At 61.0% G+C, this 19,807-nt stretch carries 18 protein-coding genes, 1 tRNA gene and 1 pseudogene; 11 read left to right on the plus strand and 9 right to left on the minus strand.

Features of this window, described 5'->3' with window-relative positions; all coding sequences use genetic code 11:
* Positions 1-102 precede the first annotated feature (102 nt).
* The 6 genes from CAF65_RS09055 to CAF65_RS09080 all read left to right on the plus strand — a co-directional run bounded on the left by CAF65_RS09055 (position 103) and on the right by CAF65_RS09080 (position 5,727).
* Positions 103-1,221, plus strand: a complete 1,119-nt coding sequence (locus tag CAF65_RS09055) for an ABC transporter ATP-binding protein (protein ID WP_085715977.1) — start codon at positions 103-105, stop codon at positions 1,219-1,221.
* A gap of 15 nt (positions 1,222-1,236) precedes the next feature.
* Positions 1,237-2,157 (plus strand): ABC transporter permease, encoded by a 921-nt coding sequence (locus tag CAF65_RS09060; RefSeq protein ID WP_008016605.1) that lies wholly within the window; start codon positions 1,237-1,239, stop codon positions 2,155-2,157.
* Entirely contained in the window at positions 2,157-2,963 is an 807-nt protein-coding gene (locus CAF65_RS09065; protein WP_371919004.1) for an ABC transporter permease, read from the plus strand. Before CAF65_RS09060 ends, CAF65_RS09065 begins: the two co-directional genes overlap by 1 nt.
* A 27-nt stretch (positions 2,964-2,990) precedes the next feature.
* Complete coding sequence (locus tag CAF65_RS09070; protein ID WP_085715979.1) at positions 2,991-4,037, plus strand: extracellular solute-binding protein; 1,047 nt, start codon at positions 2,991-2,993, stop codon at positions 4,035-4,037.
* Between the two features lie 60 nt (positions 4,038-4,097).
* A complete protein-coding gene (locus CAF65_RS09075; RefSeq protein ID WP_085715980.1) occupies positions 4,098-5,558 on the plus strand; it encodes an amidase in 1,461 nt (486 codons plus the stop codon).
* Between the two features lie 92 nt (positions 5,559-5,650).
* Positions 5,651-5,727, plus strand: a tRNA-Met gene (locus CAF65_RS09080).
* 98 nt (positions 5,728-5,825) lie between these two features.
* Here CAF65_RS09080 and CAF65_RS09085 read toward each other — a convergent pair.
* On the minus strand, positions 5,826-6,935 hold the full coding sequence (locus CAF65_RS09085) for a DUF2817 domain-containing protein (protein ID WP_085715981.1): 1,110 nt from the start codon (positions 6,933-6,935) through the stop codon (positions 5,826-5,828).
* Positions 6,936-7,101: 166 nt separating this feature from the next.
* Here CAF65_RS09085 and ggt point away from each other — a divergent pair, with 166 nt between their 5' ends.
* A complete protein-coding gene (gene ggt / locus CAF65_RS09090; protein ID WP_085715982.1) occupies positions 7,102-8,934 on the plus strand; it encodes a gamma-glutamyltransferase in 1,833 nt (610 codons plus the stop codon).
* Positions 8,935-9,011: 77 nt separating this feature from the next.
* Here ggt and ddlA read toward each other — a convergent pair whose 3' ends face one another.
* From ddlA to CAF65_RS09110, 5 genes and pseudogenes are all read right to left on the minus strand, one after another.
* A complete protein-coding gene (gene ddlA, locus CAF65_RS09095; RefSeq protein ID WP_085715983.1) occupies positions 9,012-10,106 on the minus strand; it encodes a D-alanine--D-alanine ligase in 1,095 nt (364 codons plus the stop codon).
* Between the two features lie 47 nt (positions 10,107-10,153).
* Positions 10,154-10,753 (minus strand): flavin reductase family protein, encoded by a 600-nt coding sequence (locus CAF65_RS09100; protein ID WP_085715984.1) that lies wholly within the window; start codon positions 10,751-10,753, stop codon positions 10,154-10,156.
* 107 nt (positions 10,754-10,860) lie between these two features.
* Positions 10,861-11,469 carry a methyl-accepting chemotaxis protein gene (locus CAF65_RS29030; protein ID WP_256578626.1) on the minus strand — a complete coding sequence of 203 codons (609 nt, stop codon included), beginning with the start codon at positions 11,467-11,469 and terminating at the stop codon, positions 10,861-10,863.
* Positions 11,449-12,177 (minus strand): annotated as a pseudogene (locus CAF65_RS29035) (PAS domain-containing protein); the annotation flags it as partial. The gene CAF65_RS29030 and the pseudogene CAF65_RS29035, both read right to left, overlap by 21 nt.
* Before the next feature lie 117 nt (positions 12,178-12,294).
* Positions 12,295-13,605, minus strand: a complete 1,311-nt coding sequence (locus CAF65_RS09110; protein WP_256578624.1) for an MFS transporter — start codon at positions 13,603-13,605, stop codon at positions 12,295-12,297.
* 201 nt (positions 13,606-13,806) lie between these two features.
* On the opposite strand from CAF65_RS09110, the gene CAF65_RS09115 reads away from it, so the two are divergent.
* The 3 genes from CAF65_RS09115 (at position 13,807) to CAF65_RS09125 (ending at position 17,162) form a co-directional block, all read left to right on the plus strand.
* On the plus strand, positions 13,807-15,225 hold the full coding sequence (locus CAF65_RS09115; RefSeq protein ID WP_085715987.1) for a short-chain fatty acid transporter: 1,419 nt from the start codon (positions 13,807-13,809) through the stop codon (positions 15,223-15,225).
* Between the two features lie 95 nt (positions 15,226-15,320).
* On the plus strand, positions 15,321-16,493 hold the full coding sequence (locus CAF65_RS09120; protein WP_085715988.1) for a hypothetical protein: 1,173 nt from the start codon (positions 15,321-15,323) through the stop codon (positions 16,491-16,493).
* A 144-nt stretch (positions 16,494-16,637) separates the two neighbouring features.
* Positions 16,638-17,162, plus strand: coding sequence for a lysine methyltransferase (locus tag CAF65_RS09125; RefSeq protein WP_085715989.1), 525 nt, complete (start codon positions 16,638-16,640; stop codon positions 17,160-17,162).
* 6 nt (positions 17,163-17,168) lie between these two features.
* Here CAF65_RS09125 and can read toward each other — a convergent pair whose 3' ends face one another.
* Entirely contained in the window at positions 17,169-17,813 is a 645-nt protein-coding gene (can, locus tag CAF65_RS09130; RefSeq protein WP_085715990.1) for a carbonate dehydratase, read from the minus strand.
* Positions 17,814-17,954: 141 nt separating this feature from the next.
* Here can and CAF65_RS09135 point away from each other — a divergent pair, with 141 nt between their 5' ends.
* A complete protein-coding gene (locus CAF65_RS09135; RefSeq protein ID WP_085715991.1) occupies positions 17,955-18,359 on the plus strand; it encodes a serine kinase/phosphatase in 405 nt (134 codons plus the stop codon).
* Between the two features lie 51 nt (positions 18,360-18,410).
* Here the strand turns inward: CAF65_RS09135 and rimI are convergent, their stop codons facing one another.
* Both rimI and CAF65_RS09145 read right to left on the minus strand, forming a co-directional pair.
* Complete coding sequence (gene rimI / locus CAF65_RS09140; RefSeq protein WP_007981794.1) at positions 18,411-18,863, minus strand: ribosomal protein S18-alanine N-acetyltransferase; 453 nt, start codon at positions 18,861-18,863, stop codon at positions 18,411-18,413.
* A complete protein-coding gene (locus tag CAF65_RS09145) occupies positions 18,856-19,602 on the minus strand; it encodes an energy transducer TonB (protein WP_085715992.1) in 747 nt (248 codons plus the stop codon). Before CAF65_RS09145 ends, rimI begins: the two co-directional genes overlap by 8 nt.
* Positions 19,603-19,807: the final 205 nt, after the last annotated feature.

Genomic DNA, 19,807 nt, shown 5'->3' on the forward strand with positions numbered 1-19,807 from the left:
ACCCGAACGCAATCTCGATCCTGCCCAGAAAAATAATATCCATGGTCCGACAGCTCAGCTGTTTACAGCACTCGCGGGCGATGGGGGAATCGGAGGTAACGCATGAATGCCCTGCATTCGCTGCAAACGCTGGCGGTGTCCATCCGCTCAGTGCGCAAAGTCTACGGTGATCCACACACCGGTCCGGTGGCGCTCAAAAGCATCGACCTGGACATTCGCGACAACGAATTCTTCACCCTTCTCGGCCCTTCGGGCTGCGGTAAAACCACGCTCCTGCGGATGATCGCCGGGTTCGAATTCCCTACCGAAGGCGAGATTCTGCTCTACGGCGAAAACATCGCCGATCGCCCGCCCTTCCAGCGCCCGGTCAATACGGTGTTCCAGCATTACGCACTGTTCCCGCACATGAGCATCGCCGAGAACCTGGCCTTCGGCCTGGAATCCCACCCAATGGGCAAAGTCCTGAACAAAACGCAAATGGCTGAACGGGTGCGCGAGATGCTCGCCCTGGTGCAGATGGAACGTTTCGCCAACCGCAAACCGGCGCAACTCTCCGGCGGTCAGCAACAGCGCGTCGCCCTGGCTCGCGCACTGGCGCCACATCCCAAGGTCTTGCTACTCGATGAACCGCTCTCGGCCCTGGACCTCAAGCTGCGCCAGGCCATGCGCGAAGAGCTGAAAACCATCCAGGCGCGCACCGGCATCACCTTCATCTTCGTCACCCACGACCAGGAAGAAGCCCTGACCATGTCCGACCGCATCGCCGTGTTGTCCGAAGGCGAAGTGCAGCAGGTCGGCCGCCCGGAAGACATCTACGAGCGCCCGCGCAATCGTTTTGTCGCGGACTTCATCGGTGAAACCAACTTCATCGAAGGCACCGTCACCCGCGTCGAAGATGGCCTGGCCTGGTTCGCCGGCCCGGCCGGTCACCCGCTGCCTGCGCAGCCGTGCAGCGATGTGCGGGTCGGTGCCAACGTCGCGTTGTCCGTGCGTCCCGAGCGTTTGCATCTGGTGCCGGGCAATACCGACGGTGCCTTACCGTGCCGGATCGAAGCGCAGATCTACCTCGGCACCGACCTGCAATACCAGGTCAGCCTGAGCGACGGTTCACGCCTCACCGTGCGCACCCCCAACTGCGTCGACCAGAGCAAACGCTTCGCACCAGGAAGCCAGGCCGGCCTGTTGTTTGACCAGGGTAGCGCCAGCGTCCTGCACGATTGAGCACGAGGAATTGCCATGCACGCTTTACCGATTGCCAATGCCCTGGAACGTCGGCGGGCTTTCCAGAGTTTTCTCGGTGTCAGCCCCGCGCTGATCGCCATCGGCCTGTTTCTGATCGTGCCGATCCTGATCGTCATCGGTTACTCGCTGATGGAAGCCAACCCCTACGGTGGGGTGAACAAGGTATTCAGCAGTGACGCCTACACCTCGCTGCTCTTCGAACGGCAACTGGACGACAGCCTGGCCTTCGCCGACTCCTACCTGATCATCGCCTTGCGCTCCATCGGCATCGCCGGGCTGACCACCGTCATCACTCTGTTGATCGGTTTTCCGGTCGCGGTATGGCTGGCCATGCAACCGGCCCATCGCCGAGGCTTGCTGATCTTTCTGATCACCGTGCCGTTCTGGGCCAACCTGTTGATCCGCACCTATGCGTGGATTTTGCTGCTGCGTAACACCGGAGTGATCAACAACAGCCTGATGGGTCTCGGGGTCATCGATCAGCCGTTGCAACTGCTCTACACCGACGGCGCAGTGCTACTGGGGCTGGTCTACACCTATGCGCCCTTCGTCGTGCTGCCGATCTACGCCACCCTGGAAAAAATGGACATCCGCCTGCTCGAGGCCGCCCAGGACCTCTACGCCGGGCGCGTGCGCACCTTGCGCAAGGTGGTGTTGCCTATCGCCAAACCGGGGATTCTTGCCGGCGCCATCCTCACCTTCGTGCCTTGCCTGGGCGCGATGATCGCCCCGGAATTGCTCGGCGGCGGCACGCGAATGATGCTCGGCAACCTGATCTTCCGGCAGTTCAGCGATGCCCGTAACTGGCCCTTCGGCGCGGCCCTGTCGCTGGTGTTGATGGCGGCGGTGATGTTGGTTCTGACGGTCTATGCCCTGCGTGCCGAACGCCAGCGCATCGCCAAAGGAGGTGCATGATGATCGGCCTGTTCAAGCGCAACACGCTGGGCGTGCAGGACTTCCCCGGTTTCGGCGGTTTCAGCTTCCTGTTCTACCTGTATCTCTACGCGCCGATCGTGGTGCTGGTGGCGTTCTCGTTCAACGCCAATCAGTCGGCAACGGTATGGACCGGATTCAGCCTCGACTGGTATCGCGCCGCCTTCGCCAACCAGGCCCTGCGCCAGGCGGCCGGCAACAGCCTGTTGATCGCGGTCTGCGCCAGCATGGTCGCCACGGCCATCGCCACCCTCGCCGCCCTCGGCACCTCACGGGGTGCGAAGTTCAAAGGCCTGCAACTGTCCATGGGCGCAATCATGCTGCCCTTGGTATTGCCGGAAATCGTGGTCGGCGTCGCCACCCTCGCACTGTTTTCCACCATCGGTCTGTCCCTGGGCTACGGCAACCTGATCATCGCTCACACGGTGTTCTGCATTCCGTTTGCCTTTCTGCCGATACGGGCACGCCTGAACGACATGGACCTGTCCCTGGAACAGGCCTCGGCCGACCTCTATGCCGGCCCTTGGCGGACCTTGCGCAAGGTCACCCTGCCGCTACTGATGCCGGGGATTTTCTCCGGGCTGATGCTGGCCTTCATCGTGTCGCTGGATAACTTCGTGATCTCGATGATGGTCTCCCAGGCCGGCACCACCACTTTGCCGATCTTCATCTTCGGCCTGTTGCGCATGGGCGTGACACCCGACGTCAACGCCGTGTCGACCCTGATCCTGGGGGTCTCGGTGCTGTTCGTTACCCTCTCTTATCTGCTGGGCAAAAAGAAATCCTGATCTTTCTACGCACTGTGGGGAAATAGCATGAGCAAGTGGATTAAAAGCATCGGTACGTCGTTGTTCCTGACCTTGCCACTGACCATGGCCGGCAGCGTTCAGGCCGCGGAAAAACTCAACGTGGTGAGCTGGAGCGGTTACTTTTCGCCGGAAATTCTCAGCAAATTCCAGAAGCAGACCGGCATTGAAGTTACCGTCGATTCCTACGACTCCAACGAAACCCTGCTGGCCAAATTGAAACAGGGCGGTGCCGGTTACGACGTGGCGATCCCGTCCCACCAGTTCATTCCGATCCTGATCAAGGAAAAGCTGCTGGAGCGCTTCGACCCGGTCAACGAGCCCTACTATGCCGGCGTCGTCGACAACCTGAAAAAACCCACCTGGGACCCGGAAGGCGCCTATTCCGTGCCGTTCATCTGGGGCACCACCAGCGTGGTGCTCAACACAGAGCGCTACAAGGGCCCTGCCGACAGCCTCAAGGTGCTTTACGAGCCACCGGCCGAGCTGCAAGGGCGAATAAACATGTTCGACTCGGTCAGCGATGTGGTGGACATGGCCAGCCTGTACTTGAACATTCCGCTGTGCAGTGAAGATCCGAAGCAGATGCAGCAGATTCTGACCCTGCTCAAGGCGCAGAAGCCGTTCGTCAAAACCTACAGTTCCAAGGCAGGCTCGATCCGCGAAAACCTGGCGTCCGGTGAGATCGACATGTCGACCTTCTGGGGTGGTTCGTCGATGCGCGCCCGGGAAATGAAACCGAGCCTGAACTACCTGTACCCGAAAGAAGGCGTACTGGCCTGGGTCGACAACATGGTCATCCCGACCGGGAGCAAGAACCCGGCGAATGCCAAGGCATTCATCGCGTTCCTCAGTCAGCCTGAAAACGCGGCGATGACCCAGAACTTCCTCAAGCACCAGAGCCCGATCAAGGGGGTGGAGCCGTTCCTCGACGCGGGCCTCAAGGATGCGCCGGAACTGCACATTCCCGATGGCACTCCGGTGGTGTTCAGCAAGACCTGCGGCGAAGGCGCGATCCGCCTGGCCGACCGTCTCTGGACCAACCTGATGCGTTGATCGCTACCGCCCCGACGCAATGGCGGGGCGTTTTTCCAGCCGTCTGAAAGGCCGCTTGCAATGAACTCTAATAACATCAGCGAACTGGTCCTGCTGCAGGCCCATGAGCTCGCCGAACGCATCCGCCTGCGCCAGGTTTCCTGCCGGGAAGTGATGCAGACTTATCTTGCCCATATCGAACGCTTCAATCCGCAGGTCAATGCACTGGTGAGCCTGCAAGCGCCGGAAGACCTGCTGGCCCAGGCGGATATCCGCGACGCGGAACTGGCCAGCGGCCAATACCGTGGCTGGATGCACGGCCTGCCCCATGCCATCAAGGACCTGTCCCTGACCCGTGGCATCCGCACCACGCTGGGTTCGCCGCTGTACAAGGACTTCATCCCCGAGCGCGACGGCATCATGGTCGAGCGGATCAAGGCCGCCGGCGCGATCATCATCGGCAAGAGCAACACCCCGGAATTCGGCCTCGGCTCGCAAAGCTATAACCCGCTGTTCGGCGCGACCGGTTGCGCCTACGACCCAAGCAAGACCGCTGGTGGCAGCAGCGGCGGCGCGGCGGCAGCGCTGGCCATGCATCTGGTGCCGGTGGCCGATGGCAGCGACATGATGGGCTCGCTGCGCAACCCGGCCGCGTTCAACAACATCTTCGGCTTCCGTCCGTCCCAGGGCCGCGTGCCCTTCGATGACAGTGCCGACCTGTTTATCGACCAGCTCGGCTACGAAGGCCCCATGGCGCGCAGCGTGCGCGATGCGGCGTTGCTGCTGTCGGTGCAGGCCGGGGCCGATGCGCGAGCGCCGCTGTCAATTGCCGAGTCCGGCAGTGCATTTGCGGCACCGCTGGAGCGGGACTTCAAAGGCACTCGCCTGGGCTGGCTCGGCGACTTCAACGGCTACCTGCCGATGGAAAAAGGCATCCTCTCGCTGTGCGAAAAGGCCTTTGCCGATTTCGAAAGCCTGGGTTGCCATGTCGAGCCCGTACGGCCGGAATTCGCGCCAGAGAAGCTCTGGAGCAGTTGGCGGACATTGCGTCACTGGATGGTTGCCGGCTCGTTGGGCGCGACCTATGCCGACCCGCAAAAGCGTGCACTGTTGAAACCGGAAGCCTGCTGGGAAGTCGAAAACGGCCTGAAACTCTCGGCCACTGACGTGTTTGCCGCGTCGGTGATGCGCAGTGACTGGTATCGGGCGATTTCCAGGCTGTTCGAAAAATACGACTACCTGCTGCTGCCGAGCGCCCAGGTATTCCCGTTCGATAAAACCCAACCCTGGCCCGCCTCCATCGAAGGCGTGAGCATGGACACCTATCACCGCTGGATGGAGGTAGTGATTCCCGGCACCCTGTCCGGCTGCCCGGTGGCTAACGTACAGGTCGGTTTCAACGCCAGCGGCCTGCCCATGGGCCTGCAAATCATCGGCAGACACCAGGCCGACTTCGCTGTCCTGCAACTGGCCCACGCGTACGAACAGGCCAGCCGCTGGTTCCAGCGCTGCCCTTCACCGCTGCTCAGAGGCCCGATTTAGATAAAGAGTTGATAAACGGTTGAAAGCGCAGAGAAATATTTTAGATTTGTGCTTGACGCATCCCCGTTACCGGTGAATAATGCGCGCCACTTGGCTACATAGCTCAGTTGGTTAGAGCATAGCATTCATAATGCTGGGGTCCGGGGTTCAAGTCCCTGTGTAGCCACCAAGTACTAAAAACGGCTTACCGAAAGGTAGGCCGTTTTTTTATGCCTTGAAAAAATACGCTGCGGTTGCAGGAAATCCTCAACCGCATGCGCGCGTCGATCAGACACCAATGGTCGGCAATGCAGACAACGCCCGTTCCCAGATCTGCCATGTGCGCAACCAGACCATCGCCTGCCAATCGCTATCCGCCGGATAGAACTGCTCCAGCAGATTCAACTTGATCCCGCGCCCCGTTGCGTCACTCGGGTTGCCATGCAAATGCAGCCAGTGGTCATCACGCAGATGCCGGTGAACATCTGGCCCCGGATAGGTCCCGCACTCGATGACGAAAGGCATCAGCCGTACCTGCGGCAACGCATCGATCAACGCCTGCGAGGTGTAGCCGGTGGCTGTCGCGGCCACGCCGGTTTCGCTGACAGTCTCGGCGCCGGTTTGCAGACTGTAGAGCCACGGGCCGTAAATCGCCTGCGCATCCGGCAGCGCCGGATAGGCCGACTCGGTGATGGTCAGCAACATCGGATGACCGTACTCGCCCGCGCCGGTGTGCAAGTCGAAACACATGGCAACCTCGGCATGACTCACGTGCTTTTGCACGATCCGGTGCAACGTGCGGTTCGACCAGCTCGGCGCCAGCCCGCCGTAAAACAGGCCATCGGGATGAGCGTGCTGACCGCCCTCGACAATCGACATCACCGCCGGCCAGCCATGCAGGCGAATCTGCTCGTCGAGCAAGGCATCGGCACGCTCACGCTGCGGGCCGTGCAACTGCGGGCAGGCATATATTTCATGCAGGGCGTTGTACGCCTGGTTGTCTGGCAGCGGACGCTGAAAGTTCAGGTGATTGCGGTTCAGGTCGATGTTGTCTTCGTTGACCCGACGCAACCACGCCATGCCCCAAGGGTTGATGGCGTGGATCATGACCACGGCGACATCCGCTGGCAGGGAGCGTTTGCCCAACTCCTGCAGCCATTTGATCTGGCACCCCGAGCCATAGAAGCCTTCAACCCCATGGGTGCCGCTCAGCGCAATCAACAGGCGCTTGGCGCCCGGATCACCCAATACCGCCACATCGGTACTCAGCGATTCGCCGAACGGTCCTTTGAGCGGGTGTGGATATTCCGTCAGCGTCGCGCCTGCCGTGGTTGCTGCGGCCAGGAACTGTTCACGCTGGGTGTGATAGCCGGGCTGGGTGGGGAACTCGGTTTGCATGTCTGCCTCTTGTTGATTTTCTGGACTGCCTGTTGGCAACGACCCTACAGAAAATCCTGCCATTGATGAAGGACAAAAACGTCAGTCCTGCGGGACCTGGTTTGCGTCCCTTCCGGTCGGCCGATACAGTCCACTGTTCGTAGATCCAACGGACGGAGTGCCCCACGTGTTTTCAGCCTTCCCTTTGCGCCGCTATCGCCTGCCAGCTCTGGTTCTACTGGCAAGTACCTTGACCCTGGCCGCGTGCCACAACGCTTCGGTGCCGACATTACCGCTCGCTCCGGAAAGCGCTTCCGGGTTCCGCACCGACCTGCGCACCCAGCACGCCGACAAATACATGGCAGCGGCGGCCAACCCGCTGGCAGCCGAAGCCGGGCGGGAAATGCTGCGCCGGGGCGGCTCGGCCATCGATGCCGCGATTGCGATGCAAGCCGTGCTGACGCTGGTCGAACCACAGTCCTCGGGCATCGGCGGCGGCGCATTGATCGTACTCTGGGATGGCAAGGCCGTGCGCACCTACGACGGCCGTGAAACCGCCCCGTCCGGCGCTACCGAGAAGCTTTTCCTGCAAGCCAACGGGCAACCGATGGGGTTCACCCAGGCACAGATCGGTGGTCGCTCGGTAGGCACGCCGGGCGTACTGCGCGCCCTCGAACTGGCCCATCAAAAACATGGGCGCCTGCCCTGGGCGCAGCTGTTTGAACCCGCCATCCAGCTCGCCGAGCAAGGCTTTGCCATTTCGCCACGCCTGCACCAGTTGATCGCCGCGGATTCGTCCATGCCGCGCTCACCGGAAATGATGGCGTACTTCCGTAATGCCGATGGCAGCCCGAAAGCCGTCGGCACAAACCTGAAGAACCCGGCGCTGGCCGCCGTGTTCAAACGCATCGCCCATGAAGGTCCCGATGCCCTGTACAAAGGCCCGGTCGCCGAGGAAATAGCGGCCAAAGTTCAAGGCCACGCCAACCCCGGCAGCCTGTCCCTGAGCGACCTCGCCCACTACCAGGCCAAGGAACGCGCACCACTGTGTACCGACTACAAGCGCTGGCAAGTTTGCGGCATGCCGCCACCGTCGTCAGGCGGAATCGCCGTGGCGCAGATTCTCGGCACGTTGCAAGCCCTGGAGACTCGCGACAAGCGCCTGGCGCTGGCACCGCTGAAACCGGTCAAGACCACGGCCCCAGCCGGCATCGAACCCGCCCCGCAAGCCGTGCACCTGATCTCGGAAGCCGAACGCCTGGCCTACGCCGACCGCGCACAGTACGTAGCCGATACCGACTTCGTGCACGTGCCGGTCAAGGGCCTGGTGGACTCGGCCTACCTCGCCAGCCGCGCCGCCCTGATCGGCGAACGCAGCATGGGCACGGCCAAGCCCGGCACCCCGCCGGGGATTCAGGTGGCCTACGCGCCGGACCGCTCGCCACTGCGGATTTCCACCTCGCAAGTGGTGGCCGTCGATGACGCAGGCGGCGCCGTGTCGATGACCACCACCATCGAGTCGGCGTTTGGCTCCCACATCATGGTTCAGGGATTCATGCTCAACAACGAGATGACCGACTTCTCGTTCATTCCCGAGGAGAACGGGCAGAAAGTCGCCAACCGCGTCGAACCCGGCAAACGCCCGCGCTCATCCATGGCCCCAACCCTGATCTTCGACCGCCAGAGCGGCGAATTCCTCGCCACTGTCGGCTCCCCCGGTGGCTCGCAAATCATCGAATACGTCGCCAAATCCACCATCGGCCTGCTCGACTGGAGCCTCGACGCGCAAGCCGCCATCAACCTGCCCAACTTCGGCAGCCGCAACGGCCCGACCGAGCTGGAACAGGGACAGTTCAGCCCCACGCTGATTCAGGCACTGAAAGACAAGGGCCATAGCGTGAGCGAAATCGACATGACCAGCGGCACCCAGGCGATTGTCCGGGTCAAGGACGCCCAGGGGAAAGCATCGCTGACGGGAGGCGCCGACCCGCGGCGTGAGGGACAAGCGTTGGGGGATTGAGTCGTACGCGGAACGAGAAAGGGCTTACCGGTGGGTAGGCCCTTTTGTTTACGAACAAGCGAAAATCAGCAGCGCATTTATCGACTGATCTTCAACCCCTGCCGAACGTGGTGCTTCTCCAGCGCCAGCTCGATCAGTCGCGTCACCAGTTCGCTGTAGGTCATGCCGGTGGCCTGCCACAGTTTCGGGTACATGCTGATGCGGGTAAAGCCGGGCAGCGAGTTGATTTCGTTGATCAGTACTTCGCCGTTGTCGGTCAGGAACACATCGACGCGGGCCAGGCCCGAGCAGCCCAGTACCTGGAACGCTTCGACGGCCAGGGCGCGAATGCGCTCGCTTGCCTCGACGCTGATATTGGCCGGCACCACCACTTCAGCCGCCTTGTCGTCGATGTATTTGCTGTCGTAGGAATAGAACCCGCTGTGCACCACGATCTCGCCGCAGCCACTGGCGATGGCCTCTTCATTGCCGAGCACCGCGCATTCAATCTCGCGGCCGCTGACGGCAGACTCGATCAACACCTTGGTATCGAAACTTAACGCCAGTTCCACCGCAGCGGTGTATTCGACCTCGTCGGTGACCTTGCTCACGCCCACGGATGAGCCCTGATTCGCCGGTTTGACGAACAGCGGCAAACCCAACTTGCCCCGCACCTCCGCAAACCCGGTACGCGCCGCCGTGGCGCGGGTCAATGTCACGAACGGCGTCACGGCCAGGCCGGCATCGCGCAGCAGGCGCTTGCTGATGTCCTTGTCCATGCAGACGGCCGAGCCGAGTACATCGGAGCCGACAAACGGCAAATCGGCCATGCGCAGCAAGCCTTGCAGGCAACCATCTTCACCGAGAGTGCCGTGGACAATCGGGAAGATCACATCGACGTGGCCGAGCATTTCCTGGCTGGAAGTTTCCACCAGTTGCTGGCTGGCCTTACCCGGCACCACAGCCAGTTCGCGATTGGACTGGTTGAGGGCGATCAGCGCCGGATTTTCCTGATTCAGCAAAAAATTCGAAGGATCATTCAGGTGCCAGTGGCCTTGTTTGTCGATGCCGATCAGCACAGGTTCGAAGCGTGAACGATCCAGCGCATCGACGATGTTTTTCGCCGATTGCAGCGACACTTCGTGCTCTGCCGAGCGCCCGCCAAAGATTATCCCTACACGCAGTTTTCTCATCGCCTGGCCTCTTGGTGAATGTGCTTGCAACTTGAATAGTCGAAACCTCACGCCTGCAAGGTCTTGCCGTCCACCGGATCACCAATGGTCAAGAAGTGCCCGCCGGCCACATGGTGCAAGGTGCGCAAGGCATCTTGCCCTTCGAAGTGCCAGCGGCCTTCGCTGAACACGCGCTCGTCGGCCTGGGCGGCAATCACTTCGGCCAGGAACAGATCGTACTGCTGGTGATTGTTCGGCTCCGGCAACAGGCGACATTCCAGCCAGGCCACGCAGCCTTCAAGCATCGGCGCATCGACCGCCTGGCCGGCGAACGTCTGCAGGTCATAGGTTTCAAACTTGTCGCGCCCCTGGCCCTGGGTCAGCTCCAGGCCGGAGGTCGAACCGACGGTTTGCACAATATCGGCCTGGGCAGCACAAGGAACGTTCAGCACAAATGTGCCCGAGGCTTCCAGCAATTGGCGCGTCCAGGTGGACTTGTCCAGCACCACGGCAATTTTCGGCGGTTCGAAATCCAGCGGCATGGCCCAGGCCGCTGCCATGATATTGCGCTGACCACCGTGGGCTGCGCTGACCAGCACGGTCGGGCCGTGATTGAGCAGACGATAAGCCTTGGGCAAGGGAACCGGGCGGCGGTGGGAAACGCTCATGGACGTTTGCTCCTGAGGGAAATGAGCCGATTGTAACGGGATAAAACGAGCTGAAATGAAAAGATCGCCGATGGCGATCTTTTCAAGCTTCGAGCTGAACGCTGGACTCAACTCGCCAGCTGATTGGCAAACTGCCCCACCGCATTGACCACTTTCTGCGCACCGTCCTGGATCTCGACAATCACCGTACCTGCTTCCGCCGCCAGCGCCAGGCCCTGTTCGGCCTGAAGCTTGCCATCGGCCATCAGCGCCACGGCGTTGCGCGCCATGTCCTGGTTCTGCCGCACCACGAGGACAATTTCGTCAGTGGCCTGGCTGGTCCGCGAAGCCAGTTGCCGGACTTCGTCCGCCACCACGGCGAAGCCCCGCCCCTGTTCGCCCGCACGCGCCGCTTCGATGGCCGCGTTGAGCGCCAGCAGATTGGTCTGCTCGGCGATGCCACTGATGGTCTTGACGATGGTCCCAATCACCAGCGACTGCTCGTTTAAGGCTTCGATGCCATCGCCGGCGGTTTGCATATGCCTGGCCAGGTCACGCATCACGTCCACGGCCTGGGTCACCACGGTGTTGCCGCGCTGGGCGCTTTGGTCGGTTTGCTGCGAGGTGCTGTAGGCGATGTTGGCCGCTTCAGCGACGGCTTGCTCCTGATTGACCTGATCGGTAATCACCGTGGCGAACTTCACCACTTTGTAGAGATTGTTGTTGGCATCGGTCACCGGGTTGTAGGACGCCTCCAGCCAGACCGTACGACCATGGCTGTCGACACGTTTGAAACGGTCGGCGACGTATTCACCCGTGTTCAAGCGACGCCAGAAGTTCTGGTACTCGGCACTGTTGTACTCATCCGGCAGGCAAAAGGTGCGGTGATGCTTGCCCTTGATCTGCGCCAGACTGTAACCCATGACACTGAGAAAGCGGTCGTTGGCGGTCAGCACGTTGCCGTTTAGGTCGAATTCGATCACTGCCGTGGAGCGAACCAGTGCGCCGATCAGGTTCTCGTGTTCGCGGGAGGCCTCGATGGTGCGGGTCAGGTCGCTGGAGAAGATCGAAAAATGCCTGATCCGCCCATCTGCCGAGCGCACCGGTTGCAGGATCGACCGCAACCACGCTTCCTGGCCCGTACCGCGCAACAGGCGCACAGCACCAGCAAAGTGCTCGCCACGGGTCAGCGCGTTCTTGAAACGCAGCTGGAATTCATCGGATTTGACGTGATCCGGGACGAAGTCGTCGATGTGTCGGCCGATCAGGTCAACACTCTTGTAGTGCATCTCGCCAAGGAAGTTCTGGTTGACCGACTGAACCCGCCCGTCGCTGTCGAGGGTCAGCACCAGCATCTCGCTTTCCAGACTTTCCTTCACTTGCTGGAGGCTGGAGAGTTCTTCACGAAGAGCCGACAGCTCCTGCTTCAAGCGTTTATTGAACATGGAAAAGCACCGATGGACAGGGGTAGAAAGCGATATGCAGCCTAACCATCGGCCTTGGAAACATTTTCTTAAGCGTGCTTCAGGCTTGTCCTACAAAAATTGTTACGACATGCCCGATCAATGCGCGCCAGCGGCAGAACAGCCTGCGACTCTCGGTATCCGCGCACCGAAGTACGCCGCACTGCCTACGCCCACCGCGCCCATCACCGCACTGAACATCACACAGATCCATGGACTCCACGGCATCAGACCGATCAATAACAGCGGTGTGATGCTCGCCCACGCGGCGTAGGCAATGTTGTAGGTGAACGAAATGCCCGAGACACGAATTCGCGCCGGGAACAGGCTGACCATCACCGATGGCACCGCGCCGACCACCCCGCAGGCCAGCCCTGCCACGGCATAGGCCAGGCCGATCCAGTCGCCGCCCATGATCAGGCAGGCATACAGCACGCCGATGCCCAGCGGCAGCAGCAGGCTATAGAGCATCACCGTGCGCCAGGCGCCGATGCGGTCGACCAGCAACCCGGCGAGCACGCAGCCGATGTTCAGGAACACGATGCCCAGCGCGCTCAAGGCGAAGGTATGGCTGGCGCTCATGCCAAAGACTTTCTGCATCATGGTCGGGGTGATGACCACGAACACCACCACGGCCGAGGTCAGCACACAGGTGAGCATCATCGCCGGCAAAATGGCCAGGCGATGCTCGCGCAAGACCGTGCGCAGCGGCAGTTCGCCGACCGCCTCGCGTTGCGCCTGCATGGCCATGAACACCGGGGTTTCGTTGAGCCAGCGGCGCAGCCACACGCCAATCACCCCAAACACGCCGCCGAGCAGGAACGGGTAACGCCAGGCGTAATCGAGAATTTCCGCTGGAGTGAATGCCTGCGCCAGGAAGGTCGCGGTCAACGCACCGATGAGGTAACCGAAGGTCAGCCCTGCTTGCAGGAAGCCCAAGGCATAGCCGCGATGGGCGATGGGCGCGTGCTCTGCGACGAATACCCAGGCACTGGGCACCTCACCGCCCACCGCCGCACCTTGGAGGATGCGCAGGGCCAACAGCAGCAACGGTGCGAAATAGCCGATTTGCGCGTAGGTCGGCATGATCCCGATCAGCAGGCAGGGCAACGCCATCATCAGGATGCTCAGGCTGAAGACTTTCTTGCGCCCCAGACGGTCGGCGAAATGTGCCATCAGTATGCCACCCAACGGCCGAGCCAGATAACCGGTGACGAAGATCCCGAAGCTTTGCAGCAGGCGCAGCCACTCGGGCATTTCCGGCGGGAAGAACAACTGACTGAGGGTCAGGGCGAAAAACACGAAGATGATGAAGTCGTAGATTTCCAGTGCCCCGCCGAGGGCAGCGAGCCCCAGGGTCTTGTAGTCCGAGCGGCTGAACGGCGCCGGGCGCGAATCGGTGTTAGTCATGAAAAGAACTCTGGCACAGGCAAAAACCAAGACGCCCATGGTCTACGCAAATGCACCGGCGGACAACCCGTTAGACCAAAGTCCCATAGCCACGAAACAGCCCCACAAAAATCCTCGGCTTGAATTAATGTTGGCGCCTGTCCAGACGGGCCGTTGCCGCCCCGAAGACCACAACAAACATAAAAATCCGAGGTACCCTCCGTGGCCGCCAAGATCGAAGATAGCCGCTCCGCCCGCTTTGCCCTGCACTGCTCAAGTTTTGCCGAACGCTGGTTCCCCGACTCCTGGGTGTTTGCCGCCCTGGCGGTGATTATCGTGGCCCTGGCCACCATGGCGATGGGAGCCAAACCCACCGACGCCGCCATGGCCTTTGGTGATGGCTTCTGGAGCCTGATCCCCTTCACCATGCAGATGGCCTTCGTGGTGATCGGCGGTTATGTGGTCGCCAGTTCGCCGCCAGCGGTAAAGCTGATCGATCGCCTGGCGAAAATCCCGAAAAACGGTCGCTCTGCCGTGGCCTGGGTCGCCCTGATTTCCATGGTCGCGTCGCTGCTGAACTGGGGACTGTCGCTTGTCTTCGGCGGCCTGCTGGTGCGCGCCCTCGCCCGTCGTACCGATCTGAAAATGGACTATCGCGCCGCCGGTGCCGCCGCCTATCTGGGTCTCGGTGCCGTGTGGGCATTGGGCCTGTCGTCGTCCGCGGCACAGTTGCAGGCCAACCCGGCGAGCCTGCCGCCATCGATTCTGTCGATCACCGGGGTGATTCCATTCACCCAGACGATCTTTCTCTGGCAGTCCGGCGTGATGTTGCTGGCCTTGATCGTGATCTCGCTGATCATTGCCTACGCGACCGCCCCCGGCCCGAATTCGGCGCGTGACGCCAAGGCCTGTGGCGTCGACCCGAGCTTCAACTTGCCGCCGCTGCAACCACGCACCCGCCCCGGCGAATGGCTGGAATACAGCCCGCTGCTGATGATCCTGCTGGTGCTGCTGGCCGGTGGCTGGCTGTTTCACGAGTTCTCGACCAAACCGGCGATCAGTGCGATTTCCGGGCTGAACACCTACAACTTCCTGTTCATCATGCTGGGGGCCCTGTTGCACTGGCGTCCGCGCAGCTTTCTGGATGCCGTATCCCGTGCGGTGCCGACCACCACCGGCGTGCTGATCCAGTTCCCGCTATACGGTTCGATCGCCGCACTGATGACCACGGTCAAAGGCGCCGATGCACAGACTTTGGCACACCACATCTCGACCTTTTTCGTCAGCATTGCCTCCCACGACACTTATGCCCTGCTGATGGGCGTGTACTCGGCGATTCTCGGTTTCTTCATTCCGTCCGGTGGCGGCAAGTGGATCATCGAAGCGCCGTACGTGATGCAGGTGGCCAATGACCTGAACTATCACCTGGGTTGGGCCGTGCAGATCTACAACGCCGCCGAAGCCTTGCCGAACCTGATCAACCCGTTCTACATGCTGCCGCTGCTGGGCGTGCTGGGGTTGAAGGCACGGGACCTGATCGGTTTTTCCTTCGTGCAGTTGCTGGTGCACACGCCACTGGTGCTAGTGTTGTTGTGGGCACTGGGGACGACGCTGGCGTATTTGCCGCCGGTAATGCCGTAACCATGAAAAAGGGCCGATATTGAAATCGGCCCTTTTTGTTCCGCCCCGTCTGTTTCAGTATCTGCTGGTCTTAATACGCTGAAAAGGATCTGAGCATGTTCAAACTCGCGGCACTCACCCTCGCAGCCCTTACCCTGAGCACCACCGCCCACGCCGATGCCAATTTGAAGCTGGGCACTACCGAACGCGTTACCCGCCTCTTCGCCTACCCCAACAATTGCAACGTGATCTGCTTTCGCAACTGGACGCTTGAGCAAACCGTCGAGCATTACCTGACCCAGAGCGTGCAGCGCGATGGCTACGGCGACGCGAAGGTTCTGGTCAAAACCGACAATGGTCAGCTTCACGCAGAAATCATCGGCGTGCCCAACGGCTATGAAAAACCTTTGGCGGCACTGCTCGATGCCGGTGACCTGGCCTATAACGGAGCCAGCAAACTGAATGCCGACGGCAAGTGGGCGTATAGCTGGTACCTGTTCCTGCCGCTGGGCATGGCCCTGGAGAACCGCAAAAGCGTCGAGCTGCTGCACTTCCCGCCCGACTATTCGTTGACTCAGGCCCAGGATTACCTGAAGTCCGCCACTACGGATCGTTGGGCCACGCTGCTCACTGCCAATGGCATCCCGGCCGAGCAGACGCCAGGCTTTCAGACCATTGTCGACATCGCCCCCATCGCCGCCCCATCCAATGCAGGCAAAGACCTGGAGGGCGTCTACAGCTACTTCAACGACTACCAGACCACCATGGTCAAGAATGTCAGCCTGCACCCCGGCGGTGAAACATTGCCGATGGTCGCCTTCGGCGCACCGGTGCGTAACTGGATCAAACAACAATACGGCTCGACCGTGAACGTGCTGGGCCTGGCGACAATCAGCCCGAGTGACGGGATGAAAGTGCGGGTGCTGGGTTCCAACCACCCGAGCTACATCTGGTACGCCGCCGACCCGGCGAACTATTCCGGCAACGATGCCAAGGCCAAGGCCGATGCAGCGGGCCTGAAAGTCATGGGCCAGGATTTGAGCGCCGCGTGCTGGCAGGCCGTCATGGGCCGCCAACCGGACAGTAATGCTGATGTCGAGCTGAAAACCTGCACTCAAACCTGGCAAGTGGCCGAGAAAGAAAAAACCTGCCAGCTGTTCTACACCTCGATCCGCAACCTGACGCCTGGCCAGGCAGCAGCCAAATGTTCGACGGCGACGATTCAATTGCAGCTCAAACAGCTCAAGGCGCCAGCTCCAGCCACCGCCCTGCCTGTTCCACCGTTATAAACCGATTGCGGGCAGTCGACCTGTCAGTTATGACAGTAGACTGCTCGCGATATCTGCGAGAGGCTTGGGCCGTACCCACGTGCTGCAGCACTGACAGGATCGTCAGCCGGTGGAAGTTGCAGCACCCAGCCGACAAGGATCGTTATGAGTGCTCATACCCTTCAAGGAAAACAACCACATCCTCCGCAAGGTATTTACCCCTTTTCGGAGCTGCCCGTTCGCCTGGGATTTCCGTCCCTGGCCGACTTCGAAATCATTGCAAACGCCAACGGACAGGCCACAGCCATTGCCGCACGACGCGAATTCCCGCGAATCACGCGTATCTGTCGGGCGTCGGGGCATTTGCTGCCCTATCGCCGCCGCCATACCCGCCAGCTCGCGCCGGGCGTGCATGTCTATGATCCGCGCTTCTGCGGACTGCTGCGACACTCCTGCGACCCCAATGTCTTTCTCGACATGAGCGAGTTGTGGTTATGGGCGCTGAAGGACATCAGCAAAGGTGACTGGCTGACCATGGATTTCGCCACCACCGAAGACAAACTGCAACGCCAGTTCGCCTGCCAGTGCGGCTCATACGATTGCCGTGGCTGGATTACCGGCTACGACGAATCGCCGAACGCCGACGGCCAGGCGTTTCTGCAACACTGGCGTCGGCGAAGCCACGATTGACGGGCTTTATTGCGAACCGAGCGGACGCAGACGGTACTGCGGCGGCAATTGCTCGAAGCCACTGATGGTGGTGTTCAGGCTTTTCCAGCGACCGTCCTTGATGCCGTAGATGCAACCGTGGATCGACAGGCTCTGCCCGCGGTGCCAGGCATTTTGCACAATGCTGGTATGGGCGACGTTGGCCACTTGCTGAATCACGTTGAGTTCGCAGAGGCGGTCGACCTGTTCCTCTTCGGTGGCCAGTTTGGCGAGTTCTTCGCGCTTCTCGTAGTAGAGATCGCGAATCGAACGCAGCCAGCCGTCGATCAGGCCAAACTGGCGATCCTGCATCGAGGCGCGCACGCCGCCGCAGCCGTAGTGGCCGGTGACGAGGATGTGTTTGACCTTGAGTACGTCGACTGCGTACTGAATCACCGACAGGCAGTTAAGGTCGGTGTGCAGCACGACGTTGGCCACATTACGGTGTACGAACAGATCGCCCGGTAGCATGCCGACGATCTCGTTGGCCGGCACCCGGGCATCGGAACAGCCGATCCACAGATACTCAGGCGTTTGCTGGCGGGCCAGTTTGGCGAAGAAATCCGGGTCTTCCTTGGTGATCGCGTCAGCCCAACGCTCGTTGTTATCAATCAGGTCTTGTAAGTCGTGCATGCTGTAAGGCCTCAAGAAAGATGCGCTGCTTTGACAGCCGACCGCCCGTCGGGGTCACGCCAGAATCGCAAGTGTTTTCGTTGGAATTCTCGTGTGTCCGGTGAGTCAACCCTAGTAAGGCCCACAGTATGAGGAATTGCCATGACTGATTCACGACGTCCATACGATGCGGTGCAACCGGAGCCCATCGATGATAACGAAGACCGCATGGGCTCGGTGCATGAACTGAATTTCGACGACGAAGAACCCGGCGCCAGAATCGGTGACGAACTGCCGGACGAGGAGCGCGAGCAACTGATGCCACGCCGGCGCGTACGTGAAGCGGGCCTGACCGGCGCCTCGACCGACGACCATCAACCTACGGACGATGACTTGAGCCCGGAAACCCTGATCCGTGAAGACGGCGCCCGGGATGCCCATGAGGCGGGTAGTGATAACCGCGCGGATTGGGACCTGAGCATCGTCGACAAGGACGATATCGGTGGCGGGTATGGCCTGGATGAGGCGGAACTGGCGCGGCGGGATCCGATCGACAGGAAGCGTTGATCGTTGTCGTCAGCAACAACGCCTTCGCGGGCAAGCCGAAGCTTTTTGACCTCAATCGACCAAAGTGCAGGCCATGACCACCGCATCTTCGCGCCCCCCAACCGCCGGGTAGTAATCCCGCCGCCGGCCGATTTCGTTGAAGCCATAACGTTCGTACAGCTTGAACGCCGCGGTATTGCTGTCGCGCACCTCCAGGAAACACTCCCGGGCGTCGGCCTTGTAGGCAATCGACATCAAATGCTCAAGCAAAGTCAGCCCCAGGCCACGACCCTGGTTTTCCGGCTTGACCGTAATGTTCAGCAGGTGCGCCTCGTCGAGGATGATCTGCACCACGCCGTGGCCTACCTGTTGCTGACCTTCGAACATCAGCCAGATCTGATACTTGCCCAGGCCATCGAGGAAAATCCCGCGAGTCCACGGATGGCTGTAGGCCGCGTATTCGATTTTCAGTACAGCTTCCAGGTCAGCCTCGGTCATCGGGCGAAACGATACAGCGTCACTCATTCGATTCTTTCCAGCGCGCCATCAGCCGACGCATGGCTTGCCACACATCAGCCTTACGCTGTGGCTCTTCCATTAACAATTCCAGGCCCGGTACCGCCCAGGCCGTGCCCAGTCCCTCGATCTGCAACTCGCGATTGAACGCCCCGGCATCCGCTTCACCGGCAAACCGCACCGCGGGCAGGCCAATCAGCCACAAGCAAGCGCATGGCGTTTCTTCCATCCGCACAGAAAGGAAACCCTGTACGAAGTCCCTCGCGGCTTCCGGTCCCTGATCCATCGTGCCACGCACCAGCAACGGCCAGCGTACCGGCTCCCCGACGATCTGCGGGCTGTCCGGCAGACCGGCGGCGCGCAGCATGTCCTTGAGCAACAGGTAGGCAGGATCGCGGGTCTGGAAGGATTCGCCTGTGGGTAACTCCACCAGCAGCAAGCAGCGCCCGGCCCGCAGCAATTGCAGGGCGAAACGCGGGGGCGGCACGATCGGCGCCTTGACCACCACGGGCGCCTCTTCGGCCTCTTCCAGCGGTTTTGCACCGGTGCGCGTGCTTGCCTGCGATGGCCGCGGCACCTCGATCTTCGCCCGCTCGGCCGGTTTGACCACCGGCGCTACGGGCGTTTCAGCCACAACAGCCGGCACGACAGGCACGAGCGCAGCCGGCTCGGGCGTCTCCAGCAGTTCGGGCCGCGACGGCGCAGCAAAGGGCAATTCGGTGCGCGGCAGCCAGTTGACCACCTGCATGGCGGCCAGATAAGCGCGACGACGGGACTCGATAAGCAAAGGTCGGCCACTTGTGAATAACTAAAGTGCGCTGATTCTACCGCCGTTCGCTCAAGATCGCCTGCTGTTGATCGATAGACTTCACCGATAGTCTTTCCACCTATGAAAAATGGCGACAGCCCGTCCCGAGAGTGAATCGCATTGCCCCCGATGCAGTACAATCGCG

Source organism: Pseudomonas sp. B28(2017), assembly GCF_002113025.1.
Lineage (GTDB): Bacteria > Pseudomonadota > Gammaproteobacteria > Pseudomonadales > Pseudomonadaceae > Aquipseudomonas.